At 40.0% G+C, this 6,000-nt stretch carries 5 protein-coding genes; 2 read left to right on the top strand and 3 right to left on the bottom strand.

Going from position 1 to position 6,000, the window contains the following annotated elements; all coding sequences use genetic code 11:
* Positions 1 to 97: 97 nt before the first annotated feature.
* Complete coding sequence (locus NWP21_RS09085) at positions 98 to 568, bottom strand: hypothetical protein (RefSeq protein WP_271760686.1); 471 nt, start codon at positions 566 to 568, stop codon at positions 98 to 100.
* A 505-nt stretch (positions 569 to 1,073) separates the two neighbouring features.
* Between NWP21_RS09085 and purH the strand changes: the two genes are divergently transcribed.
* Entirely contained in the window at positions 1,074 to 2,600 is a 1,527-nt protein-coding gene (purH, locus tag NWP21_RS09090) for a bifunctional phosphoribosylaminoimidazolecarboxamide formyltransferase/IMP cyclohydrolase (protein WP_280792437.1), read from the top strand.
* Between the two features lie 186 nt (positions 2,601 to 2,786).
* Here the strand turns inward: purH and NWP21_RS09095 are convergent, their stop codons facing one another.
* A complete protein-coding gene (locus tag NWP21_RS09095) occupies positions 2,787 to 3,479 on the bottom strand; it encodes a manganese catalase family protein (RefSeq protein WP_280792438.1) in 693 nt (230 codons plus the stop codon).
* 671 nt (positions 3,480 to 4,150) lie between these two features.
* On the opposite strand from NWP21_RS09095, the gene NWP21_RS09100 reads away from it, so the two are divergent.
* Positions 4,151 to 4,420 (top strand): hypothetical protein, encoded by a 270-nt coding sequence (locus NWP21_RS09100; protein ID WP_280792439.1) that lies wholly within the window; start codon positions 4,151 to 4,153, stop codon positions 4,418 to 4,420.
* 328 nt (positions 4,421 to 4,748) lie between these two features.
* Here NWP21_RS09100 and NWP21_RS09105 read toward each other — a convergent pair.
* A partial coding sequence (locus tag NWP21_RS09105) for a type IIL restriction-modification enzyme MmeI (protein WP_348519767.1) occupies positions 4,749 to 6,000 on the bottom strand: 1,252 nt, incomplete at its 5' end.

Consider the following 6,000-nt stretch of genomic DNA (forward strand, 5'->3'; position numbering starts at 1 on the left):
TCCCTGGGGACACTAATCGAATGGAAACTTTATGTATTGGAATCAATCCAATTAGCATCCCGATGAGAGAATGATTGAAGCAACGCCATCTGGTAATCTAAAAGCCCGCTGGCTTCAATAAAGGTCTATATTTTAATTTGTAATGAATGTTTAATGTAAATTGAAACGCTTTTTGATAAGCATAATATTCGATATCAAAAGACATAATTCCCCGATTATGATCACAATTAATAACAGGTTGAACATTGTATTCCATTTTAAATTCAGAACCATTTCTGTCTCGTACAAAAATCTGCTCACCATCCTCAATTCCTTCTATTGGTTGACCCATAAGCCATTCAGAGTGTATTGATGACCCATTATCACATAACACATCAAACTCTAAATGATATGGATGAACATCTATAACTTTACACTTGTATAAACCACTTTTAGTTTTTAATTTGGCTGAAGAAAAAAAAGGGTTTAACGAATCAAGTCTACCCCACGCATCATCACAAGGCTCTGCTAGACTAGCAGAGCTAAAGGAAATAACAGATAGTACTGCAAAACTAAGCTCTTTTAACATCAGTAAATCATATTATCGTAGTAATTTGCAACACCAAGCAGCGCAATAATACAAGTAAGTTTCTTGCCAAGAATATGAATGGTTTCCGGAAATCCTCTGAGATTTTTTCGTCATAATTTTAAATCTTTCATCATACTGACATCTTTGTAACAAGATATCCCCGACTTCTTAGGATGATATTATCAGGTAACCATCAATTTTCATAGAAGTCGGGGATATTGTCCAACAGAAGCTTCCTAAAAAATCTACCTTTGGATAGATGACAGAATTATCTAAATAATATCACTTGATATTGAATATAAAAAAATACACTCATTTAACTATAGGATTCTAAGTAACCCACCAGTCCACTTTCAGTGGACTTTAGCTATCAGACAGGGAATTTATTCCCTGGCTAATAAGCACTAACTAACAGCCTTTTGGGTCCCACGGTCTTGAAGTGAACCCAACCTTATGTAAAACTGGGGATCTTTCGTTTTATCGCCTACATCTGAGGAACTAAAACATGGCGCGTCTAGCCCTGCTGAGTGTATCTAACAAAACTGGTATAGTTGACCTCGCCCGTCGCTTGGTCGAAGAATTTGAATTTAATTTAATCAGCAGCGGGGGAACCGCCCAAACCCTCAAGGATGCGGGACTACCAGTGACAAAGGTTTCTGATTACACAGGTTCACCTGAGATTTTAGGTGGTCGAGTTAAAACCTTACATCCTCGCATTCATGGCGGAATTTTGGCGCGGCGGGATATTCCCCAACATTTAACAGATTTAGAAAATAACCAAATTCGCCCCATTGATTTAGTAGTTGTCAATCTTTATCCCTTTGAGGAGACCATTGCTAAACCCGGGGTAACATTATCGGAGGCGGTGGAACAAATTGATATCGGTGGTCCGGCGATGTTACGGGCTGCGTCGAAAAATTTCGCCCATCTGACGGTATTATGTGACCCAGAACAGTATGAGGAATATTTACAGGAATTACGCCAAAATAACGGGACTGCTTCCCTAGATTTTCGCCAGAAATGTGCTTTAAAAGGTTTCTCCCATACAGCGAGTTATGACCAAGCCATAGCAGCTTATCTCAGCCAACAATCTGAGAATACTTACAACCTGTCTGGTCAGCAATTACAATCTCTGCGTTATGGTGAAAACCCCCATCAACCTGCTGCTTGGTATCAAACCGGTACAACTCCCACCGGTTGGGCTGCGGCTACGAAATTGCAAGGTAAGGAACTGAGTTATAATAACTTGGTGGATTTAGAAGCCGCCCGCCAGATTATTGCGGAGTTTACTGATACCCCAGCAGCAACGGTGATTAAACACACTAACCCCTGTGGTGTGGCTTTGGGTAGTACCCTGGTGGAAGCATATCAAAAAGCCTTTAATGCTGACGCTGTTTCGGCTTTTGGGGGAATTGTCGCACTCAATCACCCCATTGATGTGGCTACAGCGGAAGAGTTAACTAAGACATTTTTAGAATGTGTGGTTGCTCCCGGTTGTGAAGCCGCAGCCCAAGAAGTTTTGGCGGCAAAATCTAAACTACGAATTTTAACTTTACCAGATTTGACTAGTGGCCCTAAGGAAACTGTCAAGGCGATCGCCGGGGGTTTTCTTGTCCAGTCCGCTGATGATAAAATAGCTGATAGTGGTGAATGGCAAGTAGTCACAGAACGTCAACCCACCCCCGACGAGTTAGCTGAGTTACTCTTTGCTTGGAAGGTTTGTAAACACGTCAAATCTAATGCTATTGTCATTACTCGCGATCGCACTACTCTAGGGGTAGGTGCTGGTCAAATGAATCGGGTTGGTTCAGTCAAAATCGCCTTAGAGCAAGCAGGTGCAAAAGCCCAAGGTGCAATTCTCGCCAGCGATGGATTTTTCCCCTTTGATGATTCAGTTAAAACAGCCGCAGCAGCGGGAATTACTGCAATTGTCCAACCCGGTGGAAGTTTGCGCGACCAGGATTCTGTAAAGGCTGCAAATGAACTCGGTTTAGTCATGGTGTTAACTGGCATACGTCACTTTTTACACTAAACTTCTGCCAAGTGGTTCTGTGACAGTTCATAAACTGTCACATATCAAACTTGCCTTTTGAGTAACTAACTGTACTATCTAATAGTGTGTGAGGAGCAAGTTAAAAATAAAAAGCGTTTGGGGTGGAAACACGGCCACACTCCCAGGCGCTTTTTGTTTTTTCACCATTAGCTCTATGGCTTTAGTTTAAGATTTTCTTTCCAGTGGGTTAGTGATGTATTTAAAATCTGGCTCCCGATTCCAAGGGCCACGCTGATCCTTACCATCCCCATTTGCAGATAGGTTGTAATAAATATCAACGGTTTCATCTGGTTGAATATTCCCAAAAAATGGCTCACTTAATTTTCCTAATGAATCCAGAGCCTTCATAAACATTCTAGTATGAGAAACTTCCCTGGTTAACAGGTGCACTAAAGTATTTTTAGTCCCTTGGTCCGTTGCTAGTTTAATTAATTCCTCATAAGTTTGACGTGCGCCAGCTTCAGCTGCAATATTAGCTCTTAAATCCCGAACTACATCGCCACCTTCATTCAAGTAATGTGCTGTCCAAGCACTCCCTTGACTATCTAAAAAGTGGGGTCCCATACCTCTCACAGCAAACAGAGTACTTTTATATGCTTCGGTCTGGTCGGTATTTTTAGTATGAGCTTCAATTAGTTTCCCCACCATTTCCAGGTGGCTAAATTCTTCAATCGCAATATCTTGGAGCATATCCCGAATTCCCGGATCTTCCACATGAAAAGACTGTACCCAATATTGCAAAGCTGCTGATAGTTCCCCGGTTGCTCCCCCAAACTGCTCTAGAAGTAATTGCGCGAAACGAGGGTCAGCTTCACAAACATTCACAGGGTGAATAGGCTCTTTTTTGTGGTAAAACATAAATACCTCTGATAAAAAGCATTTTTAATCGCAAGTAATACCCCAGCCGAATAAAATCCTGGACGGCTCGAAAATCAAGATTTACTCTGATTAAGTTGAGATTATCAATTCTCACGGACAATGCTTTCTGTCAGAGGAAATAGTTATGAGTATCAAAAGTAAGATCCCCGATTTCTCACATAATTAGGGATACTCTAGGATAATTTATCTAGAAGTCGGGGAGCTTTGGGGCGATCGCCTGTACAATGTTTAAACGCAAAGGTCGCTAAGTACGCGCAAAGGTTCGCAAAGGTGTTTGTTGACAATATTTTATTTGGTTGGGTGGGGTCGGATTACTAGATCCCGGACTTCTCACATAATTAGAGATACTCTATTAGAGATACTCTGGGATAATTTATCTAGAAGTCGGGGATCTGCGGGTAGATTTCTCCTCACAAGGGAGATTAAGGTGGTAAAGATGTGATGAAAATTACCTGTTGAAAACTTATCAAACATTCTCGAAGATATAATTATATTGTGATATTATTTGTTATAATAATTACTGTAATTTCAACCTCTTGAACCTTAAATAAAATAACACTCAAAATTACTCAAATTGACTCAAAAGCAACTTTAAAGATAAATTCTGGTTTTTGATTTTCCCATGTCCTTTGCAATCTCAGGAGGCGCAAATGATCAGTCTAACTAAGCTTAAAATAAACGCAGGAATCATTAACAAAAAAGAAAAAATGAGAGCCATAGCATATAGTATGGATTTAATGTTTCCAGGTTTATATATTTGGTTTTTTGGCTTATCATTTCGGATTGGCGGTGAAACTCCAGATGATGATCCATATAAATATCCGGGGATGATCAATGCACCTCTTGGTATAGGCTTAGTCTTACCTGGGTATAAAATCTTCACTACTTATCACGGTAGCTATGACCCTCAACAAACATGAGATCCAGGGTCTAAAAAAATTTGATGTACCTACAATTAGCTCGATCCATTTTCAGCAAATAATGGAAGCAGCTGGATATTCAATTTCAGCTAGTGCACCAGCAAAGGGTGGTAGATTTAAGGTTTGGTGGTCACATTCTAGTTATCCCAGGGTTGAGTCTATATATTCGCCGGATAAACTTCTTGTGATTACTGCTTATCACGTGTATTAGTGGTGTAAGTAATTACGGGTATCTGTGGGTTCTGTTAGGCGATCGCCTGTACTGTGTTTAAACGCAAAGGTCGCTAAGTACGCGCAAAGGTTCGCAAAGGTGTTTTTTGACAATATTTTAATTAACTGCTTCGGGTCCAATTACCTGTTGATTCTGGCTTTCTTTTTTTCCTAGCTCTTGGTTTAATTTTAGGAGTTGCTCTAAAATGTCATCTTCAGGTTGAAATTTATAGGCTTCCATCACTAGTTTATCTAGTTGTTCATGGAGTTTAGATAGTTTGCTGCTGGGTTCGTTGTAGAATTCATTATATAATGTGGTGATTCCCCACTGTTTAGACTCCATTTCTTGAGTCCGATATTCGTGGAGTTCTACCGCTTTGGATCGGATTTTTTTGACTATCTCCCCTGTTGCTGTCTGGGGAAAGGGAAAGGTTTCAAAGCAGGTGGTATTAGTGTAGCGAGTATCTCCCTTTAAGGTTGAACTTTGGGCTTTTACCCACTGGCGATGTATTTTAGATGTGAGAATACCTAATATGTAAAAGTCTTCTGATGCAATTACAATATTTAAGTCACCAGGTAGCCAGTTCAATGGTGCTGGAATAAATATAGCCCATTTGGAAACTCTAGGTACTGTGAAGTAATAAGATAAAGATGAAATAGCTTTTCTCATAGCTGGACGATGGGAAAAAAAATTCCACCAGTAGTCTCTTGCTTTAGCATTTCTATTATTATCTCTTTCTGGCTTGACATTAATTTTAATATGCTCAAAAGGTAATTGATACTCACTTGCATCTTCAATACTCATATCATTAAAGTCAATAATCCACCGCTCTGGTTTACCATGGGTATTTTGCGCCAGATTTGCACCCATGGAAAATAGTTTTAATACCTCTTGGTTTTTCCCATCCGCTTTTATCCATTCCTTTACTTGCTCCTCTGTCACAAAGAAACCTTTTCCTATCGGAATCACCCCTTGAAAGCATTTATTCAAGTTAGCTTTTAACCGCACAGCTTGAGAAACATCAATACTAGATTTGAGAGAAGAATTAATACTGCTAACCACCTCATCATCTAAATAGTATTTACCCGGTTTGGCTTTACACCAGTTGACAATACTTACATGGACTTTCGCTTCACCTGACCATGGTTGGGTAGATACGGCTTCATGAATATAACCCTGATTTTGAGTAATATAATCTAAAGCTGCGACTCTACTTTTACCCTGACTGACGGAATTGGTCGCTACTAAACCCGCTCTCCCTTGTTCATCAAGGTGTTGGTGCGCTAACCTAAACCAATAGGCGCAAAAGTCTACTGAGTCTTTAACTTGGGGGAATTGTTGAAAAACTTTATCTATATATTCGTCGCCT

The sequence above is a fragment of the Anabaenopsis sp. FSS-46 genome (genome assembly GCF_029891665.1).
Taxonomy (GTDB): Bacteria; Cyanobacteriota; Cyanobacteriia; order Cyanobacteriales; family Nostocaceae; genus Anabaenopsis; species Anabaenopsis arnoldii.

What these genes read in the sequence shown, in the direction of transcription:
- NWP21_RS09085 (WP_271760686.1), bottom strand. Translation starts at nt 568, where the DNA reads ATGTTAAAAGAGCTTAGTTTTGCAGTACTATCTGTTATTTCCTTTAGC.
- purH (WP_280792437.1), top strand. Translation starts at nt 1,074, where the DNA reads ATGGCGCGTCTAGCCCTGCTGAGTGTATCTAACAAAACTGGTATAGTT.
- NWP21_RS09095 (WP_280792438.1), bottom strand. Translation starts at nt 3,479, where the DNA reads ATGTTTTACCACAAAAAAGAGCCTATTCACCCTGTGAATGTTTGTGAA.
- NWP21_RS09100 (WP_280792439.1), top strand. Translation starts at nt 4,151, where the DNA reads ATGATCAGTCTAACTAAGCTTAAAATAAACGCAGGAATCATTAACAAA.